We start from the raw sequence: 15,550 nt of genomic DNA on the forward strand, positions 1-15,550 counted from the left end.
CTTTTACAATGCCTTGAGCAAATAAACCCCACCTTCACTAACAACCACTTCCGATGCTTTAAGTCCTTCTATCACAATCGCTTTACCTTTCTCAATTCCTGACGTTTTAATATTTCTTTTTTGATATCTGTTCTCACCAACTTTTACGAATACGAATTCTGAATCCTCAGATTGCAATACGGCTTTTTCAGGTACGCTGATAACCTCTACTGACTTATCTATAAACCGTATATTAGTAAACATACCTGGCTTCCAATAGCGATTTCTATTATCAACTTCAACAAACACTTCTACACTTCTACTTTCTTCATCAACCACCTCGTTTATATGAATCAAAGTACCAAATGTTGGTAAACTCAAATCTGTATGATTCAATACTTCCACTTTTTCGTAATTCACTAAATTATGTGCATCTTTCTCTTTTACACGAGCAACTATCCATACTTTATCTAGATTCGCAATTTTCACTAAAGCTTCTGCTTCTTCTCCTAAGTACTGCCCTATCACAATATTATTTTCAATAATCTCTCCTGATATAGGAGCACGAACAATTAAAGGAGTCCCCAATCGAACTTTTCCAGGTGACATATCGAATATTTTTAATGCTTCTTCCGCATTTCTAAATGCAAACTTGGCCATTTCAAAATTTGTTTGAGCTGCTTCCATTTCTTGTCGAACACCTACCCCATGATTATAGAGATCTTGCTCTCTTTGAAATTGACTTTCAGACAAATGAAATTCTTGTTTCGCATTTAAGTATTCTTTTTGAGTTTCAAAATAATCTGAAGAAGTAACCTCATAGATAGGTGCATTTAAGGATACTTTCTGCCCGAGAGTTACATAAGACTTCACTACTCGTCCTGAAAATGGCGAAGCAATTTCTGCATACTGTGTTGGAATTGTCTTCACAACTGCGGTAGCCATGTGATCAAAATTATGATCTTCCTCTAAAACTTCTATTACTTTTATATGGTTACGCCAAACGGAGTTATCGGGTAAAAAGATTGTTCCTTGTTCCTTAACATAGGCTATTGAATTGGTTTCAATAGAACCATGCTTATTGCAAAAAGCAAATAAACTCGATAATCCAATAATTATTAATGCTCTCATCATCTCTTTTAAATTTTTAAGAATAATCCGATGATTGACTTTGATAATAATGTATCTATTTCAAACTCTTTTGCAGTCAACCTCAGCCTTCATTTTTGTAGTGCAAAACTAAAGCTCTGTTTTATAGATGATGGTTAGAGAAGTTTTAGAAAATTATTAGAATCTCATTAGAATTAAAAAAGCACGTACATTATTCAAATAATAACATACGTGCCATTCTATTTTAAACTCCAGTATAATTGATTTCCTATTTCACAAGAGGCAGTTTTACAATAAACGTAGTACCTTCTTCTAACTTAGACTGTACTTCAATAGTACCTTTATGTAATTCAATAATTCTCTTCGTCAATGATAAACCAATACCATTACCTTCTATAAAATGTTTGCCTTTTCCTCTATAAAAAGGAATGAATATACTATCTAAATCATTGGTCAAAATACCAATACCTTTATCTACAAACTTCAAAACAAGATTTGATTGCTCCTTATTCAAATAAACATGACATTGATTCTCTTTAGAAAATTTACACGCATTTTCTAAGAGATTCACAAAAGCAACTTGTAATAAATAAGGATTTCCTTCAATAGAGACTAGTGATTCTGAATCAAGTGATTCACCAATATTAATATTAAACTTATATGTTGGATTAGACTTTTGTAATTGTTGACAAGCATCTAACAAAACTTCATCCACACGTACAGTTTTGAATCTAATTTCAGAAGCATCATAACTAGCTTTAGCGAAATCTAATAAGCTATTGCTTAGTTTTACTATTCTCTTAGAATCAACTAAAGCATGTTGAATACTAGATTGATACTCTTCTTTTCTTCTTTCAGTATCTTTTGCCCATTCCAATTCTGTGATAATTGCAGCCAATGGGGTCCGCAACTCATGTGAAATATTAGAAACGAATTGCTTTTGAGAATCAAATGATTGTTCAAGACGATTTAACATCTCATTGAACGTAGTAGCCAAAGCATTTAACTCATCTTTATTTTTCTGAGAAGCAAGCCTCAAATCTAAACTTGTAGCTTTTATATTATTGACTTCATCAATCATTCTCTTTACAGGATTCAATGCTCTTCCTGCGAAAAATCTTCCAACAAAAAATAAGATTAATATAGATAAACTACAGAGTATTAATATCGTTTTTAATAAATCCGCTTGTTTATTATATCCATATTCATCATAGGCAGTTGCTGTAACAATATAATCGTCACCTTGATAATTATAGAGAATACCTATTACCTGCCAATTTCCTTGATAAAACTGAAGTGAGCCATTTTGATTGATTTTATCAATCATTTCTTTTGTTTCCTTTACCCTATCAATTTCAACGGCATCGTGATAAAGTAGATGAAAAGAAGTGTCATAAACCGCAACCTCTACTTCATTCAAAATTTGACTGTTATTCTGATATATTTTATGAAGGGTTTTAGGGTTTACTTGCGCTTCTAAAAATAAATTAGCTTTAGTAACAGCTTCTTTTTTAAGTTCTCCATAAAACTCTACTTCCCTACTTTTGCTTGATGTCAAGTATAGAATACCCATCAAAACTAACAATAACACTGCTAATAAAAAAGTAAACAAAAAAGTAAGTCTAGTTCTAATCTTCATTTAATTTCAATATAAAACCCATACCTGATTTCGTGTGGATTAATTTTTTTTCAGAGTCTTTATCAATCTTCTTTCTTAGATAATTTATATAAACATCAATAAAATTAGTTCCAGTATCAAAATGAGTATCCCAAACCTTCTCTGATATTTCAGATCTAGCCAAGACTCTTTCAGAGTTTTCCATCAAAAACTGTAAAAGATTGAATTCTTTAGGTGTTAAATGTATTTCAATTCCTGCTCTACTAAACTTTTTCTCGTTCAAGTCTAAACTTAAATCCGCATAGGTAAGTACCGATGATTGCTCTTTTGAAACAGTATCGAATCGCTTTAAAAGAACCCTAATCCGAGCATATAATTCACGTATTTCGAAGGGTTTTACCAAATAATCATCCGCACCTGCATCAAAACCATCTACCTTATCATCTGTTGTCCCTAACGCTGTCAACATAATAATTGGCGTATGAGGTAACTCTTTTTTCAGTTGCCTACATAAGTCAATTCCATTAATATTAGGTAGAATAACATCTGTAATAATAATGTGAAACTCCTTTTGTAAAGCAATTTTTTTGCCTAGATAACCATCATACGCAACAGTCACAATATAATGCTGCTCTTCTAAACTTCTCTTCAGAAGTTCCGCTACACGGATATCATCTTCTATAACTAATATATGGCTCATAAGTGTAAAGATAACGATTCCTCATTGAAAGGATTTTAAAATAAAAACAAACAAATCCTATATTAATTAAACTATATTTTCCTCACATATTTAGACTTATAAGAACTGCTGTATTTTTTCAAACCCAAATTTGCTAAATAAATCGACACTAGCATGAAAAGAAATGCTAAGAGAAATGGTGCTCCTGGAAATAGGAAAGGTGCATCATCATGCGTAAAATAATAAAAAATATTAGTCATCATTAAAGGTCCTACAATCGCTGTAGCGCTATTTAAACTAGCCAATGTTCCTTGAATAAGACCTTGTTCCGAAGAATCTACATGGCTTGTAATCTCAGATTGCAATGCTGGACCGGCAATTCCACCTAGACAATAAGGTAGTAAAAACAAAAACATCATCCATCCTTCCGTAGCCATGGAAAATAAAAACATTCCTATTGCATTTAATGATAAGCCGATTAAAATACTTTTTGCATTTCCCAATCTTGGATTCACCCAACGAATTAGTAATCCTTGTACTAATGCAACCAATAACCCAACTACACCTAATGAAATTCCCACCATCCGTTCATCCCAATCAAAACGATAAATAGTATAAAAACTCCAGTTTACATTGACAGCATGAGAAGCTAAGTACACGAAAAATACCGAAATTGCCAATAATGTTATTTGAGGAAATTGTTTCATCTTAACTAATGCTCCTACAGGATTGGCAGTTTTCCAATCAAAAGATCTTCGTTTTTCTTTGGGTAATGATTCTGGCAATATAAAATAACCGTAAAGGAAGTTCAAAAAGCATAAAATTGAAGCAGCATAGAATGGTACTCTTGAACCATACTGTCCAAGCAGACCTCCTAATACAGGTCCGATAATAAATCCAATTCCAAAAGCCGCACCTATTAGTCCGAAGTTTTTAGTCTTATTTTCTTCAGTACTAACATCAGCAATATAAGCTGCCGCTGTTGAAATACTAGCACCAGTAAATCCAGCTAAGATTCTACCAATAAAAATCCAGGTAAGAGTAGGAGCCACAGCCAATATTAAATAATCGACCCCAAAGGCAAAAAGTGATAGTAACAAGACAACCCTTCTTCCATATTTATCACTTAGATTCCCAATTAAAGGAGCAAATAAGAATTGTACAAAAGCATATGAAAAAGCTAACCATCCTCCTACTTTAGCAGCTTCACTTATATCAGCATGTATAAGCTCCTGTAGTAGTTTAGGTATAACAGGTAATATAATTCCAATCCCAATTACATCAATAAGTAATGTAATAAAGATAAAACCTACAGCGGCTGATTTTTTCGATGATTTCATAAATTTAGACTAGTATACAAATCTACACAATTTTATAAAATCACCTTTCTATAATATATTTCAGCGATCACAATAAAAAAATCGCTTAAAGACAACACCAAGCTTTAAGCGATTTCTTAATAATAGTAAACCTTTACTTTTGTGATGCGTAATCTTTTTTCTTCCCACCTAACAAAAGAATTTCTGACACTAATACCTCAGTAGTATGACGTTTATTTCCATCATTGTCTTCATAGCTCCTAGTAGATAACTTCCCGTCGACCGCCAACTCTAAACCTTTGTGAACAAATTTCTCGATGAAATCAGCTACTTTTCCCCATGCGGCTACTCTATGCCATTGAGTACATTCAACCTTATCTCCTTTTTCGTCATAATAAACCTCACTTACTGCCAATGAAAATTGAGCCCTTTTTCTTCCTGTATCATAAGACTTAATTTCTGGTGCTTGACCTGCTCTACCAATTAACACGATACGATTTTTAATTTGTTTCATAATTTCAAATTTTAATGATTAAAACATTGTTATTTATACCATTACAAAATTGCAATTCCTTCTCCTGTGCATTCGGTTAAAAAACACTTACATACGACAATAACTAATTGTAAGCATTTGTAAACGCTTTTTTTAGTATATTTGAGATTAAAACCACCTTTTAATCATGGACAATACTATCAGTAAAATAGAGTTACGTAATCTACTAATCGATGATTATTTAGAATTAAAAAAATCAATGTTAGAGTCCTATAAAGGCTTAGAAGATTCTTATTGGTATAAAGGGGAAATTGAAAAACTCCTAAACGTTTTCCCAGAAGGTCAATTAGTCGTTTTAGTAGACGACGTAGTAGTTGGATCTGCATTATCCTTAATAGTCGATGAAAGACAAGCCATGTCAACTCATACATACGACATGATAACAGGAAATTCAACATTCTCAACACATAACCCTGATGGAGATATTCTATACGGAATAGATGTTTTTATACATCCGAAATACCGAGGATTACGATTGGGAAGACGTTTATATGATGCCCGAAAAGAGATGTGTGAACAACTTAATTTGAAATCAATTGTATTTGCGGGTCGCATCCCCAACTATTCAAAATATTCAGATGAACTAACACCAAAGCAATATTTAGATAAAGTAAAAGCAAAAGAAATTCATGACCCAGTAATGTCTTTTCAATTAAGTAATGACTTTCACATGGTTCGATTAATGCGCAATTATCTAGAGGGAGACACTAGTTCAAAAGATTATGCAGTATTATTGGAGTGGAATAATATTTTCTATGAAAAATCTCCACAATTAATCAATGCAAAAAAAAGTGTAATTAGACTTGGTTTAATCCAATGGCAAATGCGATTACTAAATGATTTAGAAGAATTCTTCGATCAAGCAGAGTTTTTTATAAATGCTGTTGCTGATTATGAAAGCGATTTTGCTATGTTTCCAGAATTATTCACAGCGCCATTAATGGCAGATTACAATCACTTATCAGAAGCCGATGCCATAAGAGAATTAGCTCGATATACAGATCCAATTCGAAAGAGGTTTCAAGAATTTGCTATTTCTTATAATATCAATATAATTACTGGTAGCATGCCCTATTTACTAGATGGTTCACTATATAATGTCGGGTTCCTTTGTAAAAGAGATGGAACTTACGATATGTATTCAAAAATCCATATAACTCCTAATGAAGTTCACTATTGGGGAATGAAAGGCGGTTCTAAAATACAAACCTTTGACACAGATTGTGGTAAGATAGGAATAATGATATGTTACGATGTTGAATTCCCAGAACTTTCTCGTTTATTAGCGGATCAAGGTATGGACATATTATTTGTTCCATTTTTAACAGACACTCAAAATGGTTATACCCGTGTACGTAATTGTGCTCAAGCACGTGCTATTGAAAATGAATGCTATGTTGCTATAGCTGGTTGTGTCGGGAATTTGCCTAAGGTGAATAACATGGACATCCAATTTGCACAAACTGCAGTCTTTACACCTTCTGATTTTGCGTTTCCAACAAATGGAGTTAAAGCAGAAGCAACACCAAACACAGAAATGACTTTAATTGTTGACGTTGACGTCGATCTCTTAAAGGAACTACACGAACATGGTAGTGTGCGAGTGAAAAAAGATAGACGTTCAGACTTATATAGAACTATCAAACTGAAATAAATTATGAGAGTCTGTTTAGAATGTAGTGAAAAACTTATTGGAAGAGAAGATAAAAAATTTTGCAATGATGCTTGTCGAAATGCGTATAATAATAAGATAAACAAAGACAGTAGCAACTTAATGCGAAATACTAATAACCAATTGCGAAAAAACTACCGCATTCTATCAAAGTACAATAAAGAAAATAAAACCAAGATTTCTAAACAAATCTTACAACAAAAGGGTTTTGATTTTCAACTAATGACTAGTTTATATAAGACAAAAAACGGCAATGAATATTTTTTTATTTATAATCAAGGTTATATGTTCTTAGAAGAAGATATATGTCTTTTGGTAAAACGTGAATAACTAAGAAAATTAGCTCTTAAAAATCAAAATGGTGACTTTATTATTAAAGTCACCATTTTAAATATACATAACTTCTACACTATAGAATTAAATCAATCAATCGTTCATCCCCATCAATTTGTTCATTAACTTCTAATCCGAGCATTTTTGCCAACAAAGGGTAAATATGAATATTCTCTACTTTATCTATTATCTTCGGCTTCACTGAATTTCCCCAAACAAGAAAAGTTGCATTCATATTTTCAACTTCATACGGATCATATCCATGAGCTCCAGGAATTGGCTTTCCATTTGAAAAAAGATATGGAGCCTTTGCTAATAACACGATATCGCCTATTCTAGCATATCTATCCTCCTTAGCATCAAAATGTAAATGACTTGGTATATTTTCCTTTAAATATACCTCAAATTGATTATTTTGTCCACTTTTTATAAGATTATAGAAAGATAAAACATCCTTTTTATCTTTTACAAAAACACTAATATAAGTTCCATTACTTACAATATCAACTTTATTCTCATCCACCTTGATAGGAAATATAATTGGGTTAGCTTGATCAACTGCATTCATTCCATGATCAGATACAAAAACAAAATACACAGGTAAATCTAATTTACTAACTACTTCATTTAACTTTTTTAAACTCTCATCGACAAATCTAACTGCAGTTTCAGTTTCACTTGAATCTGGACCGTAAGTGTGTCCTGCATGATCTACTTCCGGCATATAAAATGTAATCAAATGTGGTCTACGATCCTCAGGTAGAAGTAACCATTCCTTCACCTCATTTATTCTATCATCAATAGGAGTAGTTTCTGAATACTTATAAAAATAAGTAGGTAAAAATCCTTTTATTGGCGCTTCAGAACCTGGCCAATAATAACACGCAGTTAACATATTATTTTGTTCCGCCAAAACCCAAATTGGAGTTCCTCCGTACCATTTTGGATTAACAATTGCTTTTTTATTTCTCAATGAGTATCGTTCTCCTGATTTAACATCAATCATATTATTCCCTACCAAACCATGATGTGAAGGATATAAACCTGTTACAATACTATAATGATTAGGAAAAGTAACAGAAGGAAAAGATGGAATCAACGCCAAAGATCTAACACCTTTTTTACTAATTCTCTTTAGAAATTCAGCATTATACTTTTCGATATAGTCATATCTAAAACCATCCGCAGAAATCAATATTACATAAGGTTTGTTAAGTTGCTGTTTAGAATTAAATCGCTTTTCAACCACAATTTGGTTCTCAATATCTTGAGCATAATTAGAGGCACTAATCATTAGTATCATCAGTCCGATGATTATATGGATAAAAGATTTCATGATAAAAGAAGTTTGAGTTATATCAAGCCAAATATCGGTCATTAATTTCACATCTAATTTTACTCTCTTTCTTTTATATTTTATTTAAGTCTATCCTAATTAAATACCTAAAACAAAAAGGACGCCTTTATAGGGCGCCCTTCTTAATAATCTAACTTAAAAACTTAGTATAATCTATTTTTTGATAATCATGAACTCTGACCTACGATTAATAGCGTGCTCTTCTTCTGTACAATTATCTCCGCAATTAATCTTCGGTTGGCTTTCTCCATAACCTTCAGACTCTAAACGATAACCTTCTATACCTTTTGACAATATATATTGAGCGGTAGTAGTTGCTCTTTGTTGTGATAACTTTAAGTTATAAACATCACTTCCTCTTGTATCAGTATGAGACCCAATTTTTATTCTCATATTAGGATGACGTTTCATCACCTGAACTAATTTATCTAACTCAAATGCACCTTCTCTTGTAATATTACTTTTATTAAACTCAAAGTAAATATCTCCCAATAAAATTTGTTCTTCTTTTATAATTACTTCGATCGGTCTTAAAGTTACAGCTACTTGCTGACGTCCCCCTTTATGCAATGGTATCTCTACTGTTTTACTCTCGAAATCTTGCTTAGAGACTTGAAGATTAAAAAACTTATTACAATCAACTACATACTCAACAATACCTCGATAATCTGATGTCCTTGTTTCAATTAAATTTCTACGGTCATCAAATATAGCAACTGTAGCACCAGCCAACACTTCACCCGTTTTTTCATTACTCACAGTAATATACATCTCTGTATTACAGATAGGAATTGCTTTATAGATATCATCTCTACCAACTCTATTTGTAGAAAAGAAACCTATGTTCTTAACTGGGTAAAAAGAAAATGAGAAATCATCTTTAGCTGTATTAATAGGAGTACCTAAATTTTTAGGTTCCGCTCGTGGAATTACTAAATCAATAACATAAACATCTAATCCACCAAATCCTTTTCTAGAATCAGAAGCAAAATACAATTTATCATCTTCAGCAATAAAAGGGAATGACTCACGCCCCTCTGTATTCACTTGGCTACCCATATTCAATGGAACTCCATAAGATCCATCTTCATATAGTGCTACTTTCCATACATCCATTCCTCCCATAGTACCTGGCATGTCAGAAGCAAAATACAATGTTTTACCATCTGCGCTTAAACTAGGATTACTTACAGAATAATCTTTCCCATTAAATGGAACTGGTTCAAAATTAGTCCATTTTTTACCTTTCATTGTAGCTTTATATAAACTAACCTTTCCAAGTTTAATTCTCTTAGACTTATTTTTTACATAATCCCCTTGACGGAAACTTTCTGTAGCGAAAAACATAGTTTTCCCATCCTGACTAATTGTTGCTGGACCATCATGATACTGTGTGTTAATTTCAGACACAGCCTCAACATCAATTAAAGGATTCTCAACTCCCTTATATTTTGCTCTATATAAATCTAAATAAGGTTGCTCATTCCATCCATATTTTTTTCCCTTTTCCGCTCTAGTAGAAGCAAAATAAACAGTATCATGCTTTGTCATAAACGCACCAAAATCAGATGATTTTAAATCGTTAATTCCAGTATCTTGAAATGTGAACAACTCTTCTTGACTACGAAGTCTAGGTATGTAATCAGGTTCACGAAGAAATGCAATAGAACGTTGATCATCAGGGACCATTTTTGCAAATTGCTTCATAACTTCGTTAGAAGTATCATATCTTCCACTTGCTTTAAGCATTTGTGCATAACGATAATAAATCTCTGCATCTTGTGCTGGGCCATTCTCAATCAACTTCGCATAATTCTTAGCTGCCTCAACAGTATTAAAAACGTTGTAATAGCAATCAGCAAGTTGTTGATATACATAAACATCTGTCTTAGCACCTCTAACCATCTTTTGATAAACTGCAGCCGCTTCGACAAACTCATAATTATTATAATGAGTATCTGCAACTTCTAATGGAGTTTTTGCTTTTTGTTGGGCATGTCCGAAAAACATAACCCCAGCAAAAAATAAACCTACGTATAATTTCTTCATAATTGTATCGTATCGTATTAGCTTAATAATAAATTAGAAATATCTCGGTGAACTTGATACTTTTCGTGAAAAGAAAATATCATATAACAAGATAAATTCATGGGAAGCTTTTCCTTTAACATTTAAATCAGACATCACGTGATCATAAGCATATCCCACTCTCAGATTAGGTAATAATCTGTAATTAATCATACCACCAACAGCATCTTCTAATCTATATGTCGCACCCACTTCCAATTTATCCATAAACAATGCATTAAAAGAAACATCAAAGGAAATAGGAGAGTTCATCGCATATTTAACCATTGCTGAAGGTTTCAACTTAAGCATGTCATTCACCTCAAACACATATCCCCCGGTTAGAAACATATGTATTTCCTGAGAACCGTATTGCTTTCCATCATAATCCAAATAAGTACCCTTTAAAAGGTTAGGAACCCCTAAACCAACATAGTAATTCTCTGAATAGTAAAATGCTCCTAAACCAACGTTGAAAAGTGTAGATTTTGAATCCTCTGCAAATGCATTGTCACCACTTTGTGGCAAATGTCCAACTCCTCCTTCTCCTCCCATTCCGATTTCGGAAAACAATCCAATATCATGCATAGTTACACCGGCCTTTAAACCCAATGCCAAATGTTGATTATTTCCCAAATCTAATGTATAAGAGAAATCTCCATAAATATTGTTTTCAGTGACTGGTCCAACTTTATCTGAAATAGCAGAAAGTCCCAATCCAACGTTTTTACCCACACGCTTATGTCCGAACAAAGTTGTTGTAACAGGAGCTCCTTCTAAACCAACCCATTGGCGACGATGTAATGCCCCTAATGACAAAGCTTCTGTTGAACCAGCATAAGCGGGATTCAACACACTTTGATTATACATATACTGCGAATAATGAGGGTTCTGTTGAGCTTGTACATCTGCAACAAAAATAAATGCAGCGCATGCTAATAAATATAATTTCTTCATAATTTACACGTTTTTAAATCACATTAAGGGGCTTAAAATTTCTTTGAAAAATAATAATATTAAAAGTTTATTTCAATTTTAACCAAATTACTTATTTACAAACAATAGACACATCGATTTTTTAAAATTTTCATCTCAAAATTCCAATATCGAAACTAGAGATAAAAGACAGTAAAATCAACACTTTACTCTTTACTTTTGCACTAAATTCATTAGTTAATTTTTCAAATATAAGAATAAATAATTAGCTTTTCATTAACACCAAATGTTAAAAAAAATATTTTGACATTTTTCTAATTAAATTTAAGGATCATCTATAAAACAACAAGTTATCATTCATAAAATTCTTATTACTTTTGTAATACAAAATATAAGTTATGTTAGACAAAGAAGAGATTAATTTTGAGCGTTCTGTTATTGTAGGAATTGTCACTCAAGAACAAGATGAAGACAAGCTTAAAGAATATCTAGACGAACTAGAGTTTTTAACTTATACTGCAGGTGGACAAGTTCTTAAAAGATTCACACAAAAAATGGACAAACCTAACCCTAAAACTTTTATGGGTACGGGTAAGATAGAAGAAATCCATACATATATTATTGAAAACAACATTGATACAGTTATTTTTGACGATGAACTAACCCCTGCTCAGCAAAAAAATATTACACGCGTTTTAGATTGTAAAGTTCTAGATAGAACTAACCTCATATTAGATATTTTTGCTCAAAGAGCACAAACATCTTATGCTAGAACTCAAGTAGAACTAGCTCAATTTCAATATTTGCTACCAAGATTATCTGGAATGTGGACTCACTTAGAACGTCAACGTGGAGGTATAGGTATGCGTGGCCCCGGAGAAACAGAGATTGAAACAGATAGACGAATCGTTCGCGATAGAATATCTCTTCTTAGAGACAAGCTGAAGATAATAGATAAGCAAATGGCTTCACAAAGGGGTAATAGAGGAGCAATGGTTCGTGTAGCTCTGGTTGGTTACACCAACGTGGGAAAATCTACCCTGATGAATGCTATTGGAAAAAGTGAAGTATTTGTTGAAAACAAACTTTTTGCTACCCTAGATACTACTGTTAGAAAAATTGTAATCGGAAACTTACCTTTTTTGCTTACTGACACTGTAGGTTTTATCAGAAAGCTCCCTACTCAGTTGATTGAATCCTTTAAAAGTACACTGGACGAGGTAAGAGAAGCAGATTTACTATTACATGTTGTAGACATCTCTCATCATGAATTTGAAAACCACATTGACTCAGTAAATCAAATTCTTAAAGATATAAAAAGCGCCAACAAACCTACCATCATGGTTTTCAACAAGATAGACGCCTATATACCAGACCAAATTGAAGAAGATGATTTAATAACAGAAAGGACTTCAAAACACTATAGTATAGAAGAATGGAAAAAAACTTGGATGGCTAAAGTGGGAGAAAACAATACGATATTCATATCTGCTACTAATAAAGAAAACTTCGATGAGTTCCGTGAAAAAATTTATAGCGCTGTAAGACAAATACACATTACCCGTTTTCCTTATAATGATTTCTTATATCCTGACTTTAAAGATATTCAAGAAGAAGAAAAAGAAGAAGGAGAAAATTAATACAAGTAGTTGTCTCTCGTTTTTAGAGAACTAAACAAAGATATTCGTAAAATAGATAAATATAAAAAGGTCGTAAAACACTGTGTTTTACGACCTTTTTATATTATATATGAGTGTAATTAAAAATTATAATTAAGGCCTAAACCGACCATCTCTCTAATTTGAAATCCTTTATAAGCGTTGTCATCATAAATTGCTTGAAAAGCAAGATTCGTAGAAAGGTATTTATTGATTTTCAATACAACATTTAATTGATAGTCAATATCAACATTTTGTGGATCTTCTAAATAGTTTGAATACAGATTCAAAATGTTCTCAATAGAAACATTTTCCATCAATTCAACTTTATAATAACCAGAAACTGAAGCACCTAATTCATATCTCATCGTTTTTCCTTGTTCAACACCAAAAGAGGATCCAAGAGCTGTAAAATGATCATGAACAAAAATAAATCTTGAAGTTGCAGGAGCAATATTCACTTTCAAATTATCAGACTTCTTCCACAACATAACAGGTCCAATCTGTAAGTATGCAGGAGAGAAAAAATGTGAATTACGCAAATCTGTATTTGGATCTATACCTGCATCCATTTGAGTTTTGAAATTCAAGAATGCAGAATAATACCAATATCCAGAAGCTTTCTTTCCTAAAAGAGAATTGATTTCAATACGGTCATCCGTTTTCTTAGCCTCATCTCCTTTTAACTTAGTAATCCCATAATTTAATTGCAATTTATTATCCCAAGTCCAATCTTCACTTTTATAGTTTATATCATAATTGACATTTACTGTTCCTGAGAAGTTATTATCCCCTCCAGCTTGCCAATTTGAAAAACTTGACTGGTTTGCTAATAATGCAAAATTACCTTTTGATGTCCACGTACTCAAAGTGTCAGCTTCTTGAGCTTGAACACCATAAACAGACAATAGTCCCAAAAAACTTAATACGATTTTTTTCATTTCTTTTCTAATTTTAACTCAAAACTAGCATTTTTGCATAAAAAAAACAAATAATTATTAGTTTTTAAGACTTCTTCTTAAATATTGGAACTGCAGAGCAAGCTTCTCCAAACATAATGGAACGAGCATGAGCCATTAACTTTCGAGTTGCCAATACATAAGCCTCATCAGGTATAGGTTTTTTAGCACATCCTTTTATTATAACGGGTAGATTATCATAAACAGAATAATCTATGTCATTCAAGATATCCTGATAAATTGAGGATTCAAGATGATTTAAATCACCTAGAAAAACTTTTTTTGCAATAGGTTGCAAATAGCTACTTACTAACATAAATGCCCATGAAGGTAATATAGCATCCGTAGAACAAGATAAAGCAACATAAGCGTCTTTAAATGTCACCCAATCAAAGTCTTTTAGAGCAGATCTAAACTCTTTTTCTTTTAATACAAATCCATGAAATAACCATTGAGAAATATCCAATTCCATCCTTGGATTTTCAGGATAATAATCTTCTAGATCAAAAACCTTTAAAGCACTGTTAGATACTTTATTAATAATTTCACCTTCCATAATTAAAGCATTCCTAATTCTAATTTAGCTTCTTCACTCATGAGGTCTTTACTCCATGCAGGATCGAATGTCAGTTCTACTTCAACTCCTTTAACATTCTCCATAGCACGTACCTTCTCCTCTACCTCTCTTGGTAAAGTTTCAGCCACAGGGCAGTTAGGTGAAGTTAATGTCATTAAAATCTTAACATCATAGTCCTCATTTACAAAAACGTCATAAATAAGTCCTAATTCATAAATATCAACTGGAATTTCAGGATCATAAATAGATTTTAAAACACCTACAATATTTTCACCTAATTCTTGTACATTAATTTCTTCCATAATTATCTTCTTGCTTGAAATGCTAACGCATACATTTTTATTTGTTTAATCATTGAGACCAATCCGTTTGCTCTCGTAGGGGAAAGATGCTCTTTTAATCCTATTTCGTCTATGAATCCCATATCTGCATCCAATATTTCTTTCGCAGGTTGATTCGTAAAAACTCGTATTAAAATAGCTACAATTCCTTTTGTTAAAATAGCATCGCTATTTGCGGTAAAGAAAAGTTTTCCGTCTTTTTCTTCCGCATGTAACCAAACTCTAGACTGACAACCTTTTATAAGATTCTCCTCTACTTGATATGTTTCATCGATAATTGGTAGAGATTTTCCTAACTCAATGATGTACTCATATCGTTGCATCCAATCATCAAACATTGAAAACTCATCTACTATTTCTTCTTGTATTTCTTTAATTGTCATTATAACTTG

The 15,550-nt window shown here is 32.4% G+C and carries 15 protein-coding genes; 3 read left to right on the forward strand and 12 right to left on the reverse strand.

The annotated features are described in order from the left end of the window. Window positions 1–3: 3 nt before the first annotated feature. The 5 genes from BM024_RS11275 to BM024_RS11295 form a co-directional block, all read right to left on the reverse strand. Window positions 4–1,113, reverse strand: coding sequence for an efflux RND transporter periplasmic adaptor subunit (locus BM024_RS11275; protein ID WP_090680281.1), 1,110 nt, complete (start codon window positions 1,111–1,113; stop codon window positions 4–6). Window positions 1,114–1,357: 244 nt separating this feature from the next. Next, entirely contained in the window at window positions 1,358–2,728 is a 1,371-nt protein-coding gene (locus BM024_RS11280; RefSeq protein WP_090680286.1) for a sensor histidine kinase, read from the reverse strand. Then, window positions 2,718–3,407 carry a response regulator transcription factor gene (locus tag BM024_RS11285; RefSeq protein WP_090680288.1) on the reverse strand — a complete coding sequence of 230 codons (690 nt, stop codon included), beginning with the start codon at window positions 3,405–3,407 and terminating at the stop codon, window positions 2,718–2,720. The genes BM024_RS11280 and BM024_RS11285 overlap by 11 nt, the downstream gene beginning before the upstream one ends. A gap of 71 nt (window positions 3,408–3,478) precedes the next feature. Beyond that, on the reverse strand, window positions 3,479–4,726 hold the full coding sequence (locus BM024_RS11290; protein ID WP_090680291.1) for a TCR/Tet family MFS transporter: 1,248 nt from the start codon (window positions 4,724–4,726) through the stop codon (window positions 3,479–3,481). A 133-nt stretch (window positions 4,727–4,859) separates the two neighbouring features. Next, window positions 4,860–5,219, reverse strand: a complete 360-nt coding sequence (locus BM024_RS11295; protein WP_090680294.1) for a single-stranded DNA-binding protein — start codon at window positions 5,217–5,219, stop codon at window positions 4,860–4,862. Window positions 5,220–5,385: 166 nt separating this feature from the next. Between BM024_RS11295 and BM024_RS11300 the strand changes: the two genes are divergently transcribed. Together BM024_RS11300 and BM024_RS11305 are read left to right on the forward strand one after the other, a co-directional pair. Then, window positions 5,386–6,912 carry a bifunctional GNAT family N-acetyltransferase/carbon-nitrogen hydrolase family protein gene (locus BM024_RS11300; protein WP_090680296.1) on the forward strand — a complete coding sequence of 509 codons (1,527 nt, stop codon included), beginning with the start codon at window positions 5,386–5,388 and terminating at the stop codon, window positions 6,910–6,912. Window positions 6,913–6,915: 3 nt separating this feature from the next. Beyond that, complete coding sequence (locus BM024_RS11305; RefSeq protein ID WP_090680299.1) at window positions 6,916–7,260, forward strand: hypothetical protein; 345 nt, start codon at window positions 6,916–6,918, stop codon at window positions 7,258–7,260. 79 nt (window positions 7,261–7,339) lie between these two features. On the opposite strand, the gene BM024_RS11310 is transcribed toward BM024_RS11305, so the two are convergent. From BM024_RS11310 to BM024_RS11320, 3 genes are all read right to left on the reverse strand, one after another. Continuing rightward, window positions 7,340–8,599: an alkaline phosphatase family protein gene (locus BM024_RS11310; protein WP_090680414.1), complete on the reverse strand. Its 1,260-nt coding sequence runs from the start codon at window positions 8,597–8,599 to the stop codon at window positions 7,340–7,342. 174 nt (window positions 8,600–8,773) lie between these two features. Continuing rightward, window positions 8,774–10,669 carry an OmpA family protein gene (locus tag BM024_RS11315; protein ID WP_090680302.1) on the reverse strand — a complete coding sequence of 632 codons (1,896 nt, stop codon included), beginning with the start codon at window positions 10,667–10,669 and terminating at the stop codon, window positions 8,774–8,776. Between the two features lie 33 nt (window positions 10,670–10,702). After that, on the reverse strand, window positions 10,703–11,644 hold the full coding sequence (locus BM024_RS11320; RefSeq protein WP_090680306.1) for a PorP/SprF family type IX secretion system membrane protein: 942 nt from the start codon (window positions 11,642–11,644) through the stop codon (window positions 10,703–10,705). A 377-nt stretch (window positions 11,645–12,021) separates the two neighbouring features. Here BM024_RS11320 and hflX point away from each other — a divergent pair, with 377 nt between their 5' ends. Then, entirely contained in the window at window positions 12,022–13,263 is a 1,242-nt protein-coding gene (gene hflX / locus BM024_RS11325; protein ID WP_090680310.1) for a GTPase HflX, read from the forward strand. A 119-nt stretch (window positions 13,264–13,382) separates the two neighbouring features. Here hflX and BM024_RS11330 read toward each other — a convergent pair whose 3' ends face one another. From BM024_RS11330 to BM024_RS11345, 4 genes are all read right to left on the reverse strand, one after another. Further along, the gene (locus BM024_RS11330; protein ID WP_090680313.1) at window positions 13,383–14,222 is read right to left on the reverse strand and encodes a DUF3078 domain-containing protein; all 840 of its coding nucleotides are present in this window, start codon (window positions 14,220–14,222) and stop codon (window positions 13,383–13,385) included. A 64-nt stretch (window positions 14,223–14,286) separates the two neighbouring features. Continuing rightward, window positions 14,287–14,796, reverse strand: a complete 510-nt coding sequence (locus BM024_RS11335; protein ID WP_090680316.1) for a DUF2480 family protein — start codon at window positions 14,794–14,796, stop codon at window positions 14,287–14,289. A 2-nt stretch (window positions 14,797–14,798) separates the two neighbouring features. Next, window positions 14,799–15,119 (reverse strand): DUF59 domain-containing protein, encoded by a 321-nt coding sequence (locus BM024_RS11340; protein ID WP_090680320.1) that lies wholly within the window; start codon window positions 15,117–15,119, stop codon window positions 14,799–14,801. Window positions 15,120–15,121: 2 nt separating this feature from the next. Beyond that, window positions 15,122–15,541, reverse strand: a complete 420-nt coding sequence (locus tag BM024_RS11345) for a SufE family protein (RefSeq protein ID WP_090680323.1) — start codon at window positions 15,539–15,541, stop codon at window positions 15,122–15,124. Window positions 15,542–15,550: the final 9 nt, after the last annotated feature.

It is taken from the genome of Myroides guanonis (genome assembly GCF_900114085.1).
GTDB classification, from domain to species: Bacteria; Bacteroidota; Bacteroidia; order Flavobacteriales; family Flavobacteriaceae; genus Flavobacterium; species Flavobacterium guanonis.

What these genes read in the sequence shown, in the direction of transcription:
- BM024_RS11290 (WP_090680291.1), bottom strand. Translation starts at nt 4,726, where the DNA reads ATGAAATCATCGAAAAAATCAGCCGCTGTAGGTTTTATCTTTATTACA.
- BM024_RS11320 (WP_090680306.1), bottom strand. Translation starts at nt 11,644, where the DNA reads ATGAAGAAATTATATTTATTAGCATGCGCTGCATTTATTTTTGTTGCA.
- hflX (WP_090680310.1), top strand. Translation starts at nt 12,022, where the DNA reads ATGTTAGACAAAGAAGAGATTAATTTTGAGCGTTCTGTTATTGTAGGA.
- BM024_RS11275 (WP_090680281.1), bottom strand. Translation starts at nt 1,113, where the DNA reads ATGATGAGAGCATTAATAATTATTGGATTATCGAGTTTATTTGCTTTT.
- BM024_RS11345 (WP_090680323.1), bottom strand. Translation starts at nt 15,541, where the DNA reads ATGACAATTAAAGAAATACAAGAAGAAATAGTAGATGAGTTTTCAATG.
- BM024_RS11330 (WP_090680313.1), bottom strand. Translation starts at nt 14,222, where the DNA reads ATGAAAAAAATCGTATTAAGTTTTTTGGGACTATTGTCTGTTTATGGT.
- BM024_RS11310 (WP_090680414.1), bottom strand. Translation starts at nt 8,599, where the DNA reads ATGAAATCTTTTATCCATATAATCATCGGACTGATGATACTAATGATT.
- BM024_RS11285 (WP_090680288.1), bottom strand. Translation starts at nt 3,407, where the DNA reads ATGAGCCATATATTAGTTATAGAAGATGATATCCGTGTAGCGGAACTT.
- BM024_RS11300 (WP_090680296.1), top strand. Translation starts at nt 5,386, where the DNA reads ATGGACAATACTATCAGTAAAATAGAGTTACGTAATCTACTAATCGAT.
- BM024_RS11280 (WP_090680286.1), bottom strand. Translation starts at nt 2,728, where the DNA reads ATGAAGATTAGAACTAGACTTACTTTTTTGTTTACTTTTTTATTAGCA.
- BM024_RS11335 (WP_090680316.1), bottom strand. Translation starts at nt 14,796, where the DNA reads ATGGAAGGTGAAATTATTAATAAAGTATCTAACAGTGCTTTAAAGGTT.
- BM024_RS11340 (WP_090680320.1), bottom strand. Translation starts at nt 15,119, where the DNA reads ATGGAAGAAATTAATGTACAAGAATTAGGTGAAAATATTGTAGGTGTT.
- BM024_RS11295 (WP_090680294.1), bottom strand. Translation starts at nt 5,219, where the DNA reads ATGAAACAAATTAAAAATCGTATCGTGTTAATTGGTAGAGCAGGTCAA.
- BM024_RS11315 (WP_090680302.1), bottom strand. Translation starts at nt 10,669, where the DNA reads ATGAAGAAATTATACGTAGGTTTATTTTTTGCTGGGGTTATGTTTTTC.
- BM024_RS11305 (WP_090680299.1), top strand. Translation starts at nt 6,916, where the DNA reads ATGAGAGTCTGTTTAGAATGTAGTGAAAAACTTATTGGAAGAGAAGAT.